The following is a 17,298-nucleotide window of genomic DNA, read 5'->3' as shown; positions in this document are numbered from 1 at the left end:
AAGATTCTCAGCGTGTTTTCATCTTCTTTCGATCGACACCGGTCCGCGCGCTGCGGTATGAACCATAAGGAACGAGTAGCGCGGTCTCGGCCGGCGCGGACAGGGAGATCATGTCCAAGGCATTGCGATACGGATCGACCCGGCGGTCACGCTTCGTGCCGTCGCGTCTACGTCCGTTCGCCCTCCCGGCAGCGGTGCTGGCGGCGATCGCCACTCTCTTCCAGCCGATTCCCGCGATGGCCGCGCCCATCGACCCGGCCGTTCCCGCCGCGACGACACCCGCCACGTCCAGCGCCACCACCTCGACCTCCATCCCGAACTCCGGGGCGCGGCCGACGCAGACCGGCGCGCTCGTCCTCCCCGGCTCGCAGACCAGCACGACCACGACCACCACCGCGGCCCTGCCGGTCACCTCGATCACCGGCACCGCGACAAGCCCGATCGTGCAGCAGGTGGAAAAAGGCCGGGCCGAGATCGCCGCCCTCGGCGACCAGCTGATCCGGGTCGGCCAGGACCGCGACATCATGAAGGCCCAGGTCGCCACCGCGGCTCAGAAGGTGCTGGAGGCGCAGGAGTCGCTCCGCGCCGCGCAGACCAACGCCGTCGAGGCCGCCGACGCCGCAGTGCGTGAGGCCGCCGCGCTACCACCCGGCACCGCCGGCTCCGGCCTGCTCGACCTCGAGTCCCTCGCCCGGCTGCAACGCGGTGAAGCCACCGCGCACGAGGCGGCCGCACGCCGCCTGGAGTCCGCCCAGACCGCCGCGCAGCTCACGCTCGACGAGCAGACCACCTCGACCGAGAAATTCGCGCAGCTCGCCGCCGAGTGGACCAAGCTGAGTGGCCAGCTCACCAAGAAGCAGGCGGCCCAGCAGAAACTCGAGACCGCGAACGCGGCCGAGCTGAACGCCGCGGAGACCACGCAGACCGCTACCGACCAGGCTCTCGGCTCGCAGTACCTCACCGGCGCGGAAGCCGGCCGGGGCGCCGACGCGCGGGCGATCAAGGCGCTGGAGTTCGCGCTGGCCCAGCGCGGCGACCCCTATGTGTGGTCCGAGGAGGGCCCGGATCAGTACGACTGCTCCGGCCTGATGTACGCGGCGTACCGCCAGCCCAGCGTGGGTTACCCGCTCACCCGCGTGTCCCGCGACCAGTACTACCAGACCCGCGACCGGGCGGTCTCCCGTTACTCGCTGCTCCCCGGCGACCTGCTCTTCTTCAGCTCCTCCAACAGCTGGACAGGCATTCACCACGTCGCGATGTACGCCGGCGAGGGCATGATGGTGGAGGCCCCGCGCACCGGTCTGAACGTGCGTCTCACCCCGGTCCGGTGGAGCCGCCTCTTCGCGGCCACCCGGGTGTTCGGCTCGATCGAGGGCGACGTCGAGACGCCCGACCTCGGCGCGCCCGACCCGGACGAGCCGGTGACGGGCAACCCGACCACACCGGGTTCGCCGTCGAGGACGCCGGCGCCCAGCACCAGCGCGACCCCGGGCAAGACGACGTCGCCCACGAACCCGTCGACGCCGCCGAAGAACCCGTCCACCCCGCCGAAGAATCCGTCCACGCCGCCGTCCAAGCCGTCGACCGAGCCGTCCAAGCCGTCGACCGAGCCATCGAAGCCGTCGACCGAGCCGTCCAAGCCATCGACCGAGCCGTCCAAGCCATCGACCGAGCCGTCGACCGAGCCATCGAAGCCGTCGACCGAGCCGTCGGAGCCCGTGACCGAGCCCACGACGACCAAGCCGGAGACCCAGCCGGCGCCGGAGGAGACCACCTCGTCACCGGCCACCGGGGCGCCGGCCACGGAGACCACCACGACGAGCAAGGCGGCGGATACGACCTCATCGAGCGCCGCCGCCGACACGGAGTCGGTTTCGCCCTCGAAGGGCTCTTCGTCAGCGGCTGATTAGTCCGTGTTAACCCGATAAGCCCACCGGAGAATCCATCCGAAATGGCCATTCGTCCATCGGACACCCGTAGCCCGGTGAGTGAGTCTGACGCCGGGTGTGCTCACGCAAGCTGATGTGGCACGGTTAAGGTCAGCGCCCGACGTCCGAACCGTCGGCAGCGGTGGTCGGGAGGACCCATGGACGAGCAGCAGGCGACCCGGGACGGCGAGACCGGCACGCCGTCCGCCGCGCGGCCGCCGGCGGCCGACAGTGAGGGGTACGCTCCACCGCCCCCGCCTGCGCCAGGAACGCTGTGGGGCCCATCCGGTCCGGCCCCGAAGGTCTCCGGCTCAGCGCCGGTGTCCGGAGCGCCTGCCAGCGGGTCGGCGCCGGTGTCCGGTGGGCCGTTCAGCGGGTCGGCGCCGGTTTCCGGAATTCCCTCTACCGGTGGATCTGTGCGGCCGGTTTCGGCTGCGCCGGCTGCTGATGCGGCCCGGGCGGCCGTGCCGGGTGCCATCCGGCCCGGCGCCGGTGAGGTGCACTCTGCCGGTACTCCGGCGGTCTACGGCGCCCCGCAGCCGACCGAAGCCCCAAGCGCCAACGGCTCCAAGATCGCGGCGCCCGCACCGGAGGCGGTCGGCTCAGAGCCGAGCGATCCGTCGCCTTCCGATCCGTCGCCTTCCGATCCGTCGCCTTCCGACCCCGAGCCCAGCGAGCCGTCGCCTTCCGACCCGTCGCCTTCCGAGCCGTCGCCGGGAAAGCCGTCGCCGGGAGAGCCGTCGCCTACGGATCCCGCGCCCGGAGAGCCGTCGCCGGGGGAGCCTTCGCCCGGCAAGCCTTCGCCCTCGGAGCCGGAGCCCGGGGATCCTTCGCCTTCGGAGCCTCCGAAACCGGGGCCTCAGCCGATTCCGGCACGGCCGAAACCGGTCGAGCCCACGCCCGACCCGGAGCCCGAGCCGGCTCCGACCCCGCTTCCGCCCGGCCCCGCGCCGAGCCCGGTGCCGCCCACCCCGGGACCGAGCCCCGTGCCGGGACCGAATCCGATCCCGGTTCCGCCGGCCCCCACGCCCGGCCCGGTGCCGCCGGCGCCGATGCCTCCCGGTCCCGGGCCGAACCCCGTTCCGCCCAGCCCCGGACCCAGCCCGGTGCCGCCTGGTCCTGGGCCGAACCCGGTACCTCCGGGTCCGGGACCCAGCCCTACGCCTCCGGGTCCGGGACCCAGCCCGGTGCCGCCGGGGCCGGGCCCCAGTCCGATTCCGCCCGGGCCTGGGCCTAGCCCGGTGCCGCCGGGACCGACACCGATCCCCCCGATCGTGCCGCCGCCTCCGATGATGGGAAACGGTCTGCCCTCCTACACCCTGCCGCCGACGGCCGGACCCGCCGGAATGCCGCCGGCCGCCAGGCCGAGCGGGCAGCCGCCTGCCACCGGCGATTCGTCCGCCACCCACGTGAGCGGACCGGCCTCCGCTGTCAGGACGCCATCTGCCACCGGGGCGCCGCCTGGCGTTCAGAGCGGCGGACCATCTCGTGCCGGGGCGCCGTCGGGTGCCGGCTCCGGTGGGGTCACGTCCACGACCTATGGCACGCCCGCCTCGAAGCCGTACCCGGGTTTCCCGTCCGCACCGGAGAACATCGACATGACGCAGCCGGTTTCCGGTGACATGACTCAACCGGTTTCCAGCGACATGACGCAGCCGGTGCCCACCGGGCTTCAGTTCGGCGTCGGCGCTCCGCAGCCCACCACGCCGGTGCCGAACGGTGTGCCGCAGCAGCGGGGTCAGGCCGGCGGGACGGTGTACAGCACCGGGGGCTACCCGTCGATCGACATGACGATGCCGGTCAGCATGGACCCGGTGGAGAACTCGGGTTCGCTGACCGGGCACATCCTGGCTCAGGGCTGGCACGACGCCCCGGTCGACCAGCGGCGGAGCAACTTCAAGGTGGTCATCGCGATGCTCGCCGTGCTCGGCCTGCTGGTGACGATCAGCCTGATTTTCGTGTTCACGGCGGGCGACGCGTTCACCGACATGGTCAAGAACATGTCCAACTGAGTACGGCCGCGATTCGTGCCATATCAGGCACGGAAGGGTGGCTGGTTGCGGCACGTGTTTGCCCGTGCGGGCATGCAGGCCTAAGCTTGCAGGGTTGTGCTGCGGGGTGAGCCTGCCCACTACCAGCCGGGAATGCGGTCGGTGGGTCAACCGTTGACCCGTACACTAATGACAGATATTCACGCGGCGTGCCCACCCGGTGCGCGCCACGGGCGTTCTTGCGGGCATTTCAGCGAGCGGTCGCATCAGGCCGCGGCGGGCCATTCGCGAGCATGCGCCCCCGTAGAGAGGTTCTCTTGACCACTTTCGCTGATCCCAGCACGTTCCCGTCCGTAAACGAAACCCCCGAAACGACAATCGAAGAGACCGTTGTCACCGGTGACGAGACCCCGGTGGCTGCTGTCGAGGAGACCGCCCCGGTCCGCACCTTCGCCGACCTGGGCCTCCCCGCCGAGATCGTCCGCGTGCTGAACCGCGAGGGCATCTCCACCCCGTTCGAGATCCAGGCCGCCACCGTTCCGGACGCCCTTGCCGGCCGTGACGTGCTGGGCCGCGGACAGACCGGCTCCGGCAAGACCCTCGCCTTCGGCCTGCCCGTGCTGGCCCGGATCGCGAAGAGCGGCAAGGCCCGCCCGCACTACCCGAAGGCTCTGATCCTGGTGCCGACCCGTGAGCTGGCGATGCAGGTCGCCGACTCGCTGACACCGATCGGCCGTTCGGTCGGTGTCTTCCTGAAGACCGCCGTCGGCGGCGTTCCGTACGACCGGCAGATGGACGCTCTGCGTCGCGGCGTCGAGGTGATCGTCGCCACCCCCGGCCGGCTGGGTGACCTGATCGAGCGTGGGGCCTGCCGGCTCGACGACGTCGAGATCACCGTGCTGGACGAGGCCGACCAGATGGCCGACATGGGCTTCCTGCCCGAGGTCACCGAGCTGCTCTCGAAGACCCCGGCGGACGCCCAGCGGCTGCTCTTCTCGGCCACTCTGGACGGCGACGTCGACAGTCTGGTCAAGCGGTTCATGCACGACCCGGTGACCCACTCGACCGCGCCGGCCGAGGCCAGCGTGTCCACGATGGATCACCACATGCTGCTGATCCCGCCGGCCGAGAAGTTCCCGATCACCTCGTGGATCGCGAACCGTGAGGGCAAGACCATCGTCTTCGCCCGCACCCAGATGGGCGTGGACCGGCTGGTCGAGCAGCTTGCCGCGGTCGGCGTCCGCGCCGGCGCGCTGCACGGCGGCAAGACCCAGCGGGTACGCACCCGCACGCTCGCCGAGTTCAAGGAAGGCCGGACGAACGTCCTGGTCGCCACGGACGTGGCGGCGCGGGGCATCCACGTCGACGGCATTTCGATGGTCATGCACGTGGACCCGCCGAAGGACCCGAAGGACTACCTGCACCGGGCGGGTCGTACCGCCCGGGCCGGCGAGTCCGGCGCGGTCGTGACGCTGGTTCTGCCGAAGCAGCGCCGCACCACCCAGGCGATGCTGTCGAAGGCGGGCGTCGCGCCGGCCGAGACCCGGGTCCGGGTCGGTGACGAGAAGCTGTCCGAGATCACCGGCGCTCGCCAGCCGAGCGGCATCCCGGTGGTGGAGGAGCCGGAGCCGCGCCGCGAGCGGGGCGACCGTCCGCGCCGGTTCGGTGACCGGCCGTCGCGTGGTGGCTACGGTGACCGGCCGCAGCGCTCGTACGGCGACCGCAACGACCGGAGCTTCGGGGACCGGCCGCGCCGTTCCTACGGGGACCGGCCGTTCGGTGACCGTCCGACCGGCGACCGGCAGTACGGTGACCGCCCCCAGTACGGCGACCGCCCGGCCGGCGAGCGGGGCCAGTACGGCGACCGCCCGCAGCACGGTGACCGCCCGCAGCACGGTGACCGCCCGCAGCACGGCGACCGCCCCGCCTACGGCGACCGCCCGCAGCGTTCGTTCGGTGACCGCGACCGTGCCGGCTTCGGCGACCGTGACCGTGCCGGCTTCGGCGACCGTGCGCCGCGTGCGGACCGGGGCGGCGAGCGTCACTTCGGTGACCGTCCGGCCGGTCAGCGCCGGGACGCCGGCCGTGGCGACCGCCGCGAGGGACCGTCGGGCCGTTTCGGCTCACCGCGCCCGGCCCGCAGCTACTGAGCAAGGGCAGGCGCGCCCGGCCCACGGCCACTGAGCAAGGGCAGGCGCGCCCGGCCCACGGCCACCGCGCAGCGGCACGGCGCATGAAAGCGGCGAAAAACGCTAAACGTGGCGAAAGCCACTAAAGCTGCCAAAGCCGCTTAATGGAGCACTCGCAACACCGTTTGAATAGTGAGCATGGCCCCGGCACGTGACAGACGTGCCGGGGCCTTGCGTTTCTCCGTGTCCCGGCGGCCGCGCTGCGGCCCGGCCCGGGCAGACGGTCGCGTGGACTCTCGGGTCGTCCCGCATTGGGCGTACCAAAGGAAAAGCGCAAGAAAGACGCAAAGGCCGCGTCAAACGGGAAGGAAGGCCCCGGAACAGGTACGTTACCGGCATGCCGCTGCCCACCGCGTTGTTCTGGGAGCGCCGTGACGTGCCCGGCGCCGAGCACGCCCTGCTGGCGGACCGCACCGGGCTGTACGCGCACGGCACCGCCCTGGCTGCCGCTCCGGTGCCGTACGCGTGCCACTACGAGCTGCAGACCGACCCGGACTGGATCACCACCCGGCTCGACGTGCGGGCCGAGGGGGCCGGCTGGGCTCGCGGCGTCCGCCTGGAGCTGGCCGCCGGGCGCTGGCGGATCACCGCCTCCGAGCAGGGCGACCTGGACGCGGCGCTGGTGGCGGCCGGGCACGCTCGTGCGGGGCTGCCGGGCAGCGAGGACCCCGATCTGCTCTACGGCGCGTTCGACGTGGATCTGGGCGGCTCCCCGCTCACGAACACGCTGCCGATCCGCCGGCTCGGCCTGCTGACCGCGGAGAGCGGGGTGGCGCATCGGCTCAGCGTCGCGTGGGTGCTGGTGCCGAGCCTCGAAGTGGTGCAGGCCGACCAGATCTACACACCGCTCGGCGGTGATCGGGTGCGCTATGCCAGCGAGACGTTCAGCGCCGATCTGACGCTGGACGATGAGGGTTTCGTGCGGGATTACCCCGGTTTGGCCACTCGTCGCTAAAACCGTAGCTCAGGCTCGGCCCGGCTGGGGCCGGTTCTCCCACTTGGTGGAGAGCGCGATCGCGGTCCGCGTCGACGCGACACCGGGCGTGCGGTTGATCCGGACGATCAGCTGCTCCAGCTCGGCGATCGAGCCGACCCGGACGGTGAGCTGGTACGACTCGACCCCGGCCATGAAGTAGCAGCTCTCCACTTCGGGCATGGCGCGCACCGCGGCGAGCACGTCGTCGGTGTCGGCGCCGGAGTCCTCGATGATGCCGATCAGCGCGGTGACACCGAGGCCGACCGCCTCGTGGTCGACGTCGGCCCGGTAACCGCGGATGGTCCCGGCGGTCTCGAGCTTACCCACACGTTCGTGCACCGCGGGTGCGGAGAGCCCGACCTTGCGAGCGAGTTCGGCGTACGACGAGCGAGCGTTCTCTCGTAGCAGGTCGATCAGTCGGAGGTCGATGGAGTCCATGACTGAAACCCTAATCGGGTGTCGCTTGACTCTTCACGCCCGGTAGCGGCGAATGGGCGGCAGGATAATGACCGTTGTCGCAATCGGGGCTTTTTCCGCATTTCACGGACTTGGTTCGGGGGCGGTGCTCTAATGGCTTTACGTCCCGATCGAGCAAGCCGACACTCAGCGTGACCACCGGCCGCTCCAGAACACACACGAGGAGGGGGTTGTGGACACTGGAGATCGTCTGCTGACGCCGGGCGAAGTGGCCGCGCTCTTCCGCGTCGACCCCAAGACCGTTACGCGCTGGGCCGCTGCCGGGCGCATCGGCAGCATCCGTACTCCCGGTGGACACCGCCGATTCCGCGAGTCCGAGGTCCGGGCACTGCTGGAAGGCGACGGCGTGATCGAGGAGATGCGCGAGGACGACGCCGCCAACAAACCACGTAACAACGGGCCGACGAATCCGGGAGCGGGCTACGGCCCACCCAACGGGTTGCGCTAAGCGCGTCCCTCGCCGATCTCGCCGGTCCATCTGCGGAAGAGCGTGTGCGGTACACCCAACGCGTCCAGCACCTTTCCGGCCACGAAGTCGATCAATTGTTGTGCGGTGGCGCCTGCCCCGGACCCATAGAAACCCGGGCTCGCGGGCAGGACCACCGCACCGGCATCGTGGAGCGCGATCAGGTGCTCCAGGTGACTGCGAGTAACCGGAGTCTCCCGGGGAACGACAACGGTTCGCCGCCGCTCCTTGAGGTTCACCTCGGCCGCGCGCTGCAGCAGATCCTTCGACAGTCCAATGGCGATCCCGGCACACGCCGCCGTGCTCGCCGGGACCACCGCCATGCCGCGAACCGGGTACGACCCGCTGCTCGGGCCGGCGGCCAGATCACCGGCCGGCCAGTACGCCAGGTCGCCCAGATCCCGGCCGAGCCAGGCGGAGACGTCGTCCTTCCAGTGCGCGTCCCGGACCGTGGCGCCGGTCTCGTCCAGCAGGGTGAGCCGGGCGGCCCGGGAGATCACCAGGTCCACGGATTCGCCGGCGTCCAGCAGTCCGGTGATCACCGCTTTCGCGTACGGGGTGCCGGAGGCGCCGGAGACGCCGACGATCCAAGGTTCGCGCATGCCTCAAGTGTGCCGTCAGTTGAGCTCCGGCAGCACGAACGTGGGGTACGCCTCGTCGACCGCTTTCCAGGTGGACGGCTTCGCCGGGTCGGCGATCACGACCGACTCGAAGATCTTCCGCAGTTCGGCGGGCTGGACGCCCTGCCCGGAGACGACCAGCGAGTAGCGCCCGTCCGCCACCAGGACGAAGCACGCCACGATGTCCTCGGTGCAGCGCGGCTTCTCGGTGCTCTCGGTCCGAGCTCCGGGAAGCACCGGCTCCAGTTCGATGGAGATCAGATTCCGCACCACGCCCGGCGCATGCTCCCGATCCGGGCGAGCGAGGATCTCCTCGATCTTCGCCTCGGTCACGAAGCGGGCGCGGAGGTCGCTGGCCGCGAAGAGCCGGTAGCCATCCGGGATGTAGCCGGCGGTCAGAGCCGTGCGCAGTGGCGTCCCGCCGCCGACGGCGAAGCCCTCGGCGATCTTGCGCATCTGCGCTAAGGACAGCGTCCCGCTATCCCCCACCTGGCCCGTTCCGCCGTCAGCGAGTTTCCAGACGAGGTGCTCCCCGCCGGTTTTCAGGCGGAGGAAGTACGCGTCACGCCCGTCGATCGGCTCGGTATCGATCTTCGTGGCGCCGTCCTCCGGGATCCGCTCCACCCCCGGCGGGTAGACGCTGAGCAGGCCCACCTCCTGGCCACCTTCGCGGATCCTCGCGGACGTCCAGCCGAGGGACATCGCGGTGGGCTCGCCCACGGTGTAGTCGCCGGCCGAGTAGCCGCGGAATGCCGGAGTGAACGAGAATTTCCCCGGTTCGACGGTGCCGGTGGCCGTCGGGGTGGCGGTCGGCGCCGCCGCCGGGAGCGCCGCGGGCCGGGTGAGGATCTGCGGCACCCCGATCGCGGTGGCTACCACCACCACGGCCGCGATCGCCCACCCGGTGTTCCTGCGGCGCACCCGGCGCCGCCCGGCGGCCACCAGGTCGTCGACGTGGAGGCGGGACGGCGGCGCGTCGGCCCGGGCCTCCTCGAGAAGTTCAGAGAGTCGCATACGGTGCCTCCAGGTCCGCGCCCATGATGTGGCGGAGCGTCGCGAGGCCGCGCGCGGTGTAGACCTTCACGGTGCCCTGTGGGCAGCCCAGGGCCGCGGCGGTCTGTTCCACGCTGAGCCCCTCGAGAAACCGCAGCACCAGCACCGCCCGCTGCCGAGCGGGCAGCTGCCGCAGCGCGGACCGCATCTGCAGCCGGTCGTGGACCGCCTGGGTGGAGTCCGGCTCGGCGCGTTCCGGCAGCGCGTCGCTGTGCGCACGTTCCCGCCGCCACCACGGGCGGCGGGTCTCGTCGATCGCGGCCCGGACCACCGCGGTACGGGCGTACGCGTCGTGGTTGTCGATGCGGTTCCACTTCGCGTACAGCTTCGGCAGGGCGGCCAGGACAGCGTCCTCGGCCAGCTGCCAGTCGCCGCAGGTGAGGTACGCCAGCCCGCGCAAGGGTTCCATGCGCGCGGCGACGAACTCCCGGAACTCGGCCTCTCTATCGCTCACGCGGATAAGACGGAGAGACCGGCCCATTCGGTTACAGCAGGCTCAGCCGGTTACAGCGGGCTCAGCGGTTACAGCAGGATCAGATCGAGGAGCGCGAACACGAACAGGGCGATCGCGATGAAGCCGTTCGCGGTGAAGAACGCCCGGTTGACCTTGGAAAGGTCGGTGGCGGTGACCACGACGTGCTGGTAGACGAGACCGGCGCCGGTGAGGAGCAGCCCGATCCACCAGAGCCAGCTCAGGCCGACCCACTGACCAAACCAGACGAAGAACGCGAAGGACACGACGTGGGTGACGGTCGAGATGTGCAGGGCGGTGCGCACACCGAACCGGGCCGGCGTCGAGTGCACCCCGATCCGGCGGTCCACCTCGACGTCCTGGCAGGCGTAGATGATGTCGAAGCCGCCGATCCACAGACCCACTGCGATGCCGAGCACCCACGCCGGGCCGGAGCCGTCGAACGTGCCGGTGATCGCCAGCCAGGCGCCGACCGGCGCCACCGCCTGCGCGAGCGCGAGCACGTAGTGCGGGAAGTTCGTGAACCGCTTCGCGTACGGGTAGACCACCAGCGGGATCACGGCGAGCGGCGAGAGGACCAGGCAGAGCGGGTTGAGCAGGCCCGCCGCGGCCACCAGGATGACCAGTGAGACCAGCGCGCCGGTCCACGCGGTCCGCACGCTGACGGCGCCGGTGACCAGCTCCCGGTTCTGCGTGCGCGGGTTCTGCGCGTCGATCTTGCGGTCCAGGATGCGGTTGGCCGCCATCGCGAAGGTTCGCCCGGCGACCATCGCGATCGTCACCAGCACCAGATCGGCCCAGTGCCGGCCGGTGCCGGTCCGGTCGATGGCGACCAGCGCGGAGAGGTACGCGAACGGCAGCGCGAAGATCGAGTGCTCGATCATGACGAGCCGCAGGAAGGCCTTCACCTTTCCCGGTTTCTCCACGGCTGTCGTCATATCCCGTATTCCTTCCAGCGCTTGTCCACCAGGCTGACCACCTCGGGCGACATGGTCATCTCCTCCGGCCAGCCGCGGGTGTAACCCTCGGCGGGCAGCTTACGGGTGGCGTCGACACCCGCTTTCCCGCCCCAGAACTGCTGGTAGGACGCGTGGTCCAGGTGGTCCACCGGCCCCTCGGTGAGCAGCAGGTCGCGGGAGTAGTCGACGTTGCCGAACGCGCGGAACGCGACCTCCCGATAGTCGTGCACGTCGCAGTCCTCGTCCACCACCACGATGAGCTTGGTGAGCGACATCAGGTGAGCGCCCCAGACCGCGTTCATCACCTTCTGCGCGTGCTTCGGGTACCGCTTGCGGATCGACACGATGAGGCAGTTGTGGAAGACGCCGGCGGCCGGCATGTCGTAGTCGACGATGTCCGGAATCAGGATCTTCAGGAGGGGCTGGAAGATCCGCTCGGTGGCCTTGCCGAGGCCGTGGTCCTCCTGCGGCGGCTTCGACGTGACGATCGAGTGGTAGATCGGCTTCTTGCGCATCGTCATGGTCTCGACGTGCAGCACCGGGAACGGCTCGACCGGGGTGTAGAAACCGGTGTGGTCGCCGAACGGACCCTCCGGCAGGCGCTCGCCGGGCTCCAGGTAACCCTCCAGCACGATCTGCGCCGACGCCGGCACCTGCAGCGGCACGGTCAGGCAGTCCACCATCTCGATGCGCTCGCCCTTGAGGAAACCGGCGAAAAGGTACTCGTCGATGTCGCCGGGCAGCGGCGCGCTCGCCGAGTACGTCACCACCGGGTCGCAGCCGATCGCGATCGCGACCGGGAGGCGCTGGCCGAGACGCTCGGCGACCGCGTGGTGCGCGGTGGAGTCCTTGTGGATCTGCCAGTGCATGCCGAGGGTGTTCTTGGAGTGCTGCTGAAGGCGGTACAGGCCGAGGTTGCGCTTGCCGGTCTCCGGGTGCTTCGTGTGGGTCAGCCCGAAGTTGTGGAAGATCCCGCCGTCGCCCGGCCAGACCTTGAGGCCGGGCAGCAGGTCCAGGTCGACCTGGTCGCCGGTGAGCACGACCTCCTGGCAGGGCGCGCTCTTCACCTTCTTCGGCGGCACCGACTTGAGCTGGAGCACCTTGCCGATGCCCTCCCGGATGCCGGACCAGCCGACCGGGAGCTCCGGCTTGGCCAGCGCGCCGATCCGCTCGCCGATCTCGTCCAGGTGGTCGACGCCGAGAGCCATCGCCATCCGCTTCTCGGTGCCGAACAGGTTGATCACGAGAGGCATCTCGCCCCGGGTCGGCCGTTCGAACAACAATGCCGGCCCACCGGCCCGCACGGTCCGGGTCACCACCTCGCTGATCTCCAGCGTCGGGTCCACCGGCACTTTGATCCGGCGCAGCTCACCCGCCTTTTCGAGGGCGGCGATGAAGCTCTGCAGATCGGCATAGGGGAATCCACGCGGCGCCATGCCTCCCAGTCTGGCACCGGATCACTGCGAGCCGCCTGGCAGGTCCCGTCACTAGTGATTGGTCACTGGAGTTGACCGCTTCGTGAAGCTCCTTGCCGTGGCGCTGGTCGGACTAACCACTCCCGGTGGGTACCACCACCTGGGCGCCGGGACCAGCGGCGAGTGGAGCGGCGTCTCGGGCCGGATCTCCGTGGTGGACGTCGCGGTGCGCCCGAACACCTATGACTTCGTGGCGAGCCGGTTCATGGCGAAACGCGACATGGGCGGCGGCCGGATCTCGTGGCTGGAGGTCGGCTGGGCGGAGACCGGCTGGTCCGGCCCCGGCAAGCAGCGCGTCTACACCTTCAACACCAACACGAACGCCTGGCAGTTCTACGACCAGTACCCGATCAAGCCCGGCGACAAGGTCTGGGTCGACCTGCACACCGATGCCGACGGCGTCTGGCAGGCCTGGCTCTTCTGGAACAACAAGTGGGTCCTGCTCACCAAGGAGAAGCTGCCGGTCGGCTCCAGCGCCAACATCGAGCAGTACGTCGAGGTGCACGCCGACCCCAAGAAGCCCGCGGTACGCATCGACGTGCCCCGGCTGACCGTCGACAACGTGCAGCTGAAACCCGTCGGCGGCGGGCCGGCCCGGTACTGGCGCGAGGATGTCGGCACCCTGACGGGAACCGCCCCGGGTCAGCGAATGAGCCGGGGCGGTCTCTGTCTGGACTGGGTCACCAGGTACGACACCTGGACCGCGGGAGAATGCTGATCTCTCAGTCGCCGGCGTTGGCGTACGAGTGCAGGCCCTCGAAGAACAGGTTCACGCCGAACAGGTTCATCAGCATCGTCACGAAGCCGAGCAGCGCGATCCACGTCGCCACCGTGCGCTTCACGCTCGGCGTGGCCCGGGCGTGCAGGTACGCCGCGTAGACGATCCAGGAGATGAACGCCCAGACCTCCTTGGGGTCCCAGCCCCAGTACCGGCCCCAGGACGCCTCCGCCCACAGCGGACCGGCGATCAGCGCGCCGAACGTGAAGAGCGGGAACGCGAACGCGTGCAGGCGGAAGGTGAGCCGCTCCAGCGCCGCCGCGTCGCCGACCCGCTTGCCGAGCGTGTACGGGAAGCTGCGCTTGCCCTCGTCGTACCCGTTCTTGATCAGGAACATCGCGGCCGGGACCGCGCCGAACAGGAAGATGCCGGACGAGACGATGATCGTCGACACGTGCACGACGAACCAGTACGAGTTCAGCGCCGGCACCAGCGGCCCGACCGGCGTGTACGCGACCAGGCTGGCCGCGCCGAGCAGCACCACGAGGGTGAGCGAGACGAACAGTCCCAGGTGACGCAGAGCCGGCTTGCGCAGCAGCACGGCCACCCAGACCGCGGCGCCGACCAGGCTCGCGGAGAGGATGTACTCGTACATGTTGCCCCACGGCATCCGGCTGGCGGCGACGCCGCGGGTGACAGTGGAGCCGAGGTGCAGCGCGAAGCCGAGGACCGTGAGGATCACCGCGATCCGGCCGGCCCACTCGCCCCGGCCGACCGCGGCGGGCTGTTCCGCCACCGGCGGAGCCTCGGGAACGGGCGCGCCCGCACCCACGAGCTGCCGGCTCGCCGCCTTACCGATCACGCTGCGCTTGCCGAACGCGTACTCCGCCGCGTAGCAGATCATGGCGGCCAGGTAGGCCAGCACGGTGAAGGCCATCAGCTGATTCGACAGCTCCGCCATTTCAGGGCGTCCCTTCCTTATGACTTCGGGCCTGGAGGCTCGCGGTCAGCGCCGCGAACTCGTCGCCGAACCCGGGATAGTCGGTGCGAGGCAGACCACCGGCTTCGATCACGCTACTCCCCGCTGTGCCGCCGGCCGCCGGGAGCACCCGGAACCACACCCGGCGCCGGTGCACGGAGAGCGAGAGCATCAGACCGGCCAGGCCCAGCACCGAGCCGATGAGCAGCAGGAACTGGGTGGGGTCGTACCGGATGGAGAGGGTGGCGAACTCCCGGACCCCGACGAACTCCAGCGTGGTGCCGTCGTCCAGGGTCAGTTTCTCGCCCTGCTTGATCGCGTAGGGCCGGTCGCCGCCGAGCTTCTTCAGCGCGCCGCTGTCGATCTGGTCGCGGTCCAGCGCGTACACCGAGCCGGGGATGCCGACGTCCAGCCCGAGGTCGCCGCGGTAGGCGGTCAGGTACAGCACCGGGTTGTTCAGCGCCGGGAACTGCGACCGGGCGCTGCCGTCGGTGTCGCCGGTCGGCAGGAACACGCCCTCGAAGCCCACCTGCAGTTTCTCGTCCCGGTTGTTGGTCTTCGGGTCGATGTTGACGTCCGCGAACTGGGCGACGCCCTCGCTGGTCAGCATGCCGTCGACGGGCAGGAACGGGACGACCTTCGTCTGGGAGATGCCGTACCGGTCGGTGTACTTCAGCTCGGGCGCGTAGCCCTGGCCGAGCAGGTGCACGTTCGCGTGCTCGAGCCGCAGCGGGTCGTTGACCGTGAACGATCGGATTTCCGCCGGGCCGTCGTCCTCGGTCACCGCGACCGTCGCGTTGAACGACTTCGGCTGCCCGGTGCTCTGGTAGGTGGCCTCGAAGTCGGTCAGCCTCATGCAGAAGTTCGGCAGGTCGCTGGCGTCCAGCTGGGGGCCGAGCGCCGCGTCGTCGTACTGCGTCAGCGCGTTGCAGAACCCCTGGTCGTCGCCGCCGACGAGCAGACGGTTGCCGTGCCACCCGTACCAATGACCGAAACCGACACCCACGAGCACCGACAGCATGGCGATGTGGAAGATCAGGTTGCCGGTCTCCTTGAGGAAACCCTTCTCCGCGGAGACCGCCCACCCGCCGTCCGGGAGCTCACGCACCCGGGTCCGGAACCATTTGCGGCGCAGGGTCCGTGCGATGCTCGCGGCCGTCTCGGCCGGGCCTTCCGGCCCTGCCAGCTCGGCGGCATGCTGCGGCAGGCGGTCCATCCGCTTGGGCGCTTCCGGGGGTACGGTCCGAAGCGCCCGGATGTGATCACGCAACCGGGGCAGCACGCACCCGATCAACGAAGTGAACAGCAGCAGGTAGATCGCGGCGAACCACGGCGACGAGTAGACGTCGAACGCGAAGAACCGGTCCAGCGTCGGCGCCAGTTTCGGGTGCGCCGTGAAGTACTCGGTGACGTTCTCCCGGTTCACCGACCGCTGCGGGAAGATCGAGCCGGGCACCGCGGCGACAGCGAGCAGGAAGAGCAGGATCAGCGCGGTACGCATGCTGGTCAGCTGCCGCCACGAGTTGCGCAGCAGCGCCCAGACCGGGTTGACCCGCCGCGGCGGCGGCATCTCGGCTGCGGCCGGCCGGTCCTCGACGACGGTCACAGCAGGAGCTCCCCGTCGCCGAAGTTGAAGGTCGTCATCAGCCAGGCCAGGAAGTAGTTCCACTGTCCAGTGACGAGCGTGAGACCGATGATGATCAGCAGCGCGCCGCCGATCCGGGTGACCCACTTGCTGTTGCGGCGGATCGCCTGGAAAACGCCGATCAGCCGGCGGAAGAAGAGCCCGAACAGGATGAACGGGATGCCCAGGCCGAGGCTGAACGCCAGGGCCAGGATCACCGCTCGGTCGGTGCTGCCGCTACTGACCGCCAGCGCGGTGATCGCGCCGAGCGTCGGGCCGACACACGGGATCCAGGAGACCGCGAAGAGCGCGCCGAACACCGGGGCGCCGAGCAGGCCGGCGGCCGGAAGCTTGGAGAACCGGGCCTCCTGCTGGAAGCCGGGGATCCAGCCCAGGTATCCCAGGCCGAGAATGATCACCAGAACGCCGAGCACCACGTTGACGATGTCCTGGTGCGTCTTCAGGGTGAAGCCGATGTTGGCGACGAATGTCGTGAGCAGCGTGAAGACGACAGCGAATCCGACCACGAACAGGGTGCTGCCGAGCAGCACACGACCCTTGAGGGCCAAGGTCCTGGTCTTGGTGGCGACCGGCTTGGACGTACCGATGGCGGTTTCGAGATCCGAGCCGGCCAGGCCTGTCACATAGGAGAGATAGCCCGGCACCAGCGGCAGCACGCACGGGGAGAGAATGCTGACCAGTCCGGCGATCAGCGCCGCGCCGATCGCGAGGAGCAGCGGCCCGTCCAGTGCGGCGTTCCGGAAGGCCTCGCCCATCAGGCGCCGCCTTCAGTCCGCTTTTGGGTGGCGGTGGGAAGGTCCTCGGCGGCCACCCGTTCCACCAGGGGCTGGAGTTCGGCGAGCGTGGTGGCCCGGCGGATGGCGACAGCGATCCGGCCCTGCCGGTCCAGGATCAGCGTGCCGGGAGTGGTGGCCTGGGTCGGGTCGAACTTGATCGCCAGCTTCGCGTCCGGATCGAACATGCTCGGGTAGGTGACCCGGCCCCGCTCGAAGTTGACCGCCGAGTCCCGGTCGTCGCGGTTGTTCACCCCGATGAACGCGACCTCCTTGGCCTTCGTGGCCTGGTACGTCTTCTCCAGGTCATCGGCCTCGGCACGGCACGGCGGGCACCACGAGCCCCAGAAGTTGACCACGACGACCTTGCCCGCGTCGGACGCCAGGTCGTAGGCGGCGCCGTCGAGCAGTTCCCCTGTCACACCACTGACCTGCGGCCGGTTCTCCGGCTCGCACTCGATCACCTGGTCGGCCGAGGTCGCGCAGTTCTTCGCCCAGTTCTTGTCCTCGCCGCAGCCGGCCAGAAGCCCGGCAGCGGTGACCGCTGCGACGGTGACGGCCAGGAGGCGGCGCACGG

General features: G+C 70.0%; 16 protein-coding genes. 6 read left to right on the top strand and 10 right to left on the bottom strand.

The window, feature by feature from the left end; all coding sequences use genetic code 11:
• Window positions 1–110: 110 nt before the first annotated feature.
• The 4 genes from AB0F72_RS12380 to AB0F72_RS12365 all read left to right on the top strand — a co-directional run bounded on the left by AB0F72_RS12380 (window position 111) and on the right by AB0F72_RS12365 (window position 7,063).
• On the top strand, window positions 111–1,910 hold the full coding sequence (locus tag AB0F72_RS12380) for an NlpC/P60 family protein (protein ID WP_360429449.1): 1,800 nt from the start codon (window positions 111–113) through the stop codon (window positions 1,908–1,910).
• 1,616 nt (window positions 1,911–3,526) lie between these two features.
• A complete protein-coding gene (locus AB0F72_RS12375; protein WP_360429446.1) occupies window positions 3,527–3,940 on the top strand; it encodes a hypothetical protein in 414 nt (137 codons plus the stop codon).
• 296 nt (window positions 3,941–4,236) lie between these two features.
• The gene (locus tag AB0F72_RS12370) at window positions 4,237–6,069 is read left to right on the top strand and encodes a DEAD/DEAH box helicase (protein ID WP_360429444.1); all 1,833 of its coding nucleotides are present in this window, start codon (window positions 4,237–4,239) and stop codon (window positions 6,067–6,069) included.
• A 376-nt stretch (window positions 6,070–6,445) separates the two neighbouring features.
• Complete coding sequence (locus AB0F72_RS12365) at window positions 6,446–7,063, top strand: putative glycolipid-binding domain-containing protein (protein WP_360429441.1); 618 nt, start codon at window positions 6,446–6,448, stop codon at window positions 7,061–7,063.
• A 9-nt stretch (window positions 7,064–7,072) separates the two neighbouring features.
• Here the strand turns inward: AB0F72_RS12365 and AB0F72_RS12360 are convergent, their stop codons facing one another.
• Window positions 7,073–7,522, bottom strand: coding sequence for an Lrp/AsnC family transcriptional regulator (locus AB0F72_RS12360; protein ID WP_360429438.1), 450 nt, complete (start codon window positions 7,520–7,522; stop codon window positions 7,073–7,075).
• 211 nt (window positions 7,523–7,733) lie between these two features.
• On the opposite strand from AB0F72_RS12360, the gene AB0F72_RS12355 reads away from it, so the two are divergent.
• Window positions 7,734–8,009, top strand: coding sequence for a BldC family transcriptional regulator (locus AB0F72_RS12355; RefSeq protein ID WP_014440318.1), 276 nt, complete (start codon window positions 7,734–7,736; stop codon window positions 8,007–8,009).
• On the opposite strand, the gene AB0F72_RS12350 is transcribed toward AB0F72_RS12355, so the two are convergent.
• From AB0F72_RS12350 to AB0F72_RS12330, 5 genes are all read right to left on the bottom strand, one after another.
• Complete coding sequence (locus AB0F72_RS12350; RefSeq protein WP_014440317.1) at window positions 8,006–8,629, bottom strand: UbiX family flavin prenyltransferase; 624 nt, start codon at window positions 8,627–8,629, stop codon at window positions 8,006–8,008. The two genes, AB0F72_RS12355 and AB0F72_RS12350, sit on opposite strands and share 4 nt — an antisense overlap.
• A gap of 15 nt (window positions 8,630–8,644) precedes the next feature.
• Window positions 8,645–9,661, bottom strand: a complete 1,017-nt coding sequence (locus AB0F72_RS12345) for a hypothetical protein (RefSeq protein ID WP_360429434.1) — start codon at window positions 9,659–9,661, stop codon at window positions 8,645–8,647.
• On the bottom strand, window positions 9,648–10,154 hold the full coding sequence (locus AB0F72_RS12340; protein ID WP_360429431.1) for a SigE family RNA polymerase sigma factor: 507 nt from the start codon (window positions 10,152–10,154) through the stop codon (window positions 9,648–9,650). The genes AB0F72_RS12345 and AB0F72_RS12340 overlap by 14 nt, the downstream gene beginning before the upstream one ends.
• 68 nt (window positions 10,155–10,222) lie before the next feature.
• On the bottom strand, window positions 10,223–11,110 hold the full coding sequence (gene mqnP, locus AB0F72_RS12335) for a menaquinone biosynthesis prenyltransferase MqnP (RefSeq protein ID WP_360429428.1): 888 nt from the start codon (window positions 11,108–11,110) through the stop codon (window positions 10,223–10,225).
• Complete coding sequence (locus AB0F72_RS12330; RefSeq protein WP_360429425.1) at window positions 11,107–12,567, bottom strand: menaquinone biosynthesis decarboxylase; 1,461 nt, start codon at window positions 12,565–12,567, stop codon at window positions 11,107–11,109. Before AB0F72_RS12330 ends, mqnP begins: the two co-directional genes overlap by 4 nt.
• A gap of 82 nt (window positions 12,568–12,649) precedes the next feature.
• On the opposite strand from AB0F72_RS12330, the gene AB0F72_RS12325 reads away from it, so the two are divergent.
• Complete coding sequence (locus AB0F72_RS12325) at window positions 12,650–13,324, top strand: hypothetical protein (protein WP_360429422.1); 675 nt, start codon at window positions 12,650–12,652, stop codon at window positions 13,322–13,324.
• A gap of 4 nt (window positions 13,325–13,328) precedes the next feature.
• On the opposite strand, the gene ccsB is transcribed toward AB0F72_RS12325, so the two are convergent.
• From ccsB to AB0F72_RS12305, 4 genes are read right to left on the bottom strand one after another with little or no spacing between them, the layout of a single operon-like run.
• Window positions 13,329–14,285 carry a c-type cytochrome biogenesis protein CcsB gene (gene ccsB, locus AB0F72_RS12320; protein WP_360429419.1) on the bottom strand — a complete coding sequence of 319 codons (957 nt, stop codon included), beginning with the start codon at window positions 14,283–14,285 and terminating at the stop codon, window positions 13,329–13,331.
• A gap of 1 nt (window position 14,286) precedes the next feature.
• Window positions 14,287–15,909, bottom strand: coding sequence for a cytochrome c biogenesis protein ResB (locus tag AB0F72_RS12315; RefSeq protein ID WP_360429416.1), 1,623 nt, complete (start codon window positions 15,907–15,909; stop codon window positions 14,287–14,289).
• A complete protein-coding gene (locus tag AB0F72_RS12310) occupies window positions 15,906–16,703 on the bottom strand; it encodes a cytochrome c biogenesis protein CcdA (protein WP_360429413.1) in 798 nt (265 codons plus the stop codon). The genes AB0F72_RS12315 and AB0F72_RS12310 overlap by 4 nt, the downstream gene beginning before the upstream one ends.
• Window positions 16,703–17,296 (bottom strand): TlpA disulfide reductase family protein, encoded by a 594-nt coding sequence (locus AB0F72_RS12305; RefSeq protein WP_360429410.1) that lies wholly within the window; start codon window positions 17,294–17,296, stop codon window positions 16,703–16,705. Before AB0F72_RS12305 ends, AB0F72_RS12310 begins: the two co-directional genes overlap by 1 nt.
• Between the last annotated feature and the right edge of the window lie 2 nt (window positions 17,297–17,298).

It is taken from the genome of Actinoplanes sp. NPDC023936, from assembly GCF_040639325.1.
GTDB lineage: Bacteria > Actinomycetota > Actinomycetes > Mycobacteriales > Micromonosporaceae > Actinoplanes.
This window is presented reverse-complemented; position numbering and strand designations above follow the sequence as displayed.